At 71.8% G+C, this 510-nt stretch carries 1 protein-coding gene; it reads right to left on the minus strand.

Features of this window, described 5'->3' with window-relative positions:
- Positions 1-104 precede the first annotated feature (104 nt).
- Positions 105-510, minus strand: a 406-nt coding sequence (locus ON23_RS27955; RefSeq protein ID WP_039781880.1) for a MarR family winged helix-turn-helix transcriptional regulator, incomplete at its 5' end; no start/stop codon positions are given.

Here is a 510-nt window from a genome sequence, read left to right on the forward strand (position 1 = left end):
TACGAGGCCGCGCGCGGTCCGATCGCCTGAGCGCCGCCGCACGACGGTGTGGATCTCTCCGCGCCGTCGTGCGACCAGCCGCGCGGTGATCGTCGAGCCGTGGGTTACGGCCGCGGCCACGGGCGGCCGTCGAGCCGCTCGATATCGGTGTTGAAGCGCTGCAGATAGTCGGCGAAGCGCGCGACGTCGTCGGGGGACCAGCCCTCCAGCACGCGGCCCAGGCCTTCGATATTGGCGTTGCGTTCGGCGTCGAGGTTCTCCTCGCCGGCCGGTGTGATGCGGAACTTGCGGGCCATCCCGCCCTCGGGGTCGGGGATCCGCTCGACGTGTCCGGCCCGCAGTAGCGCCGCGGTCTGCCGGTTGAGCGTGGAGGCGTCGAGGCCGAACGCCTCGCTGAGCTGACCGATCGACATCGGGCCCTCGATGGCGAGCCGGCTGAGCAGCAGGTAGGCGCTGCGATCGAGGCGGGTGCCGTCGCGGCGATAGCGCGGGTGAATGGTGTAGCGGCCG

Origin of the sequence: Nocardia cerradoensis NBRC 101014, from assembly GCF_000308535.1 — a bacterium.
Classification (GTDB): domain Bacteria; phylum Actinomycetota; class Actinomycetes; order Mycobacteriales; family Mycobacteriaceae; genus Nocardia; species Nocardia cerradoensis.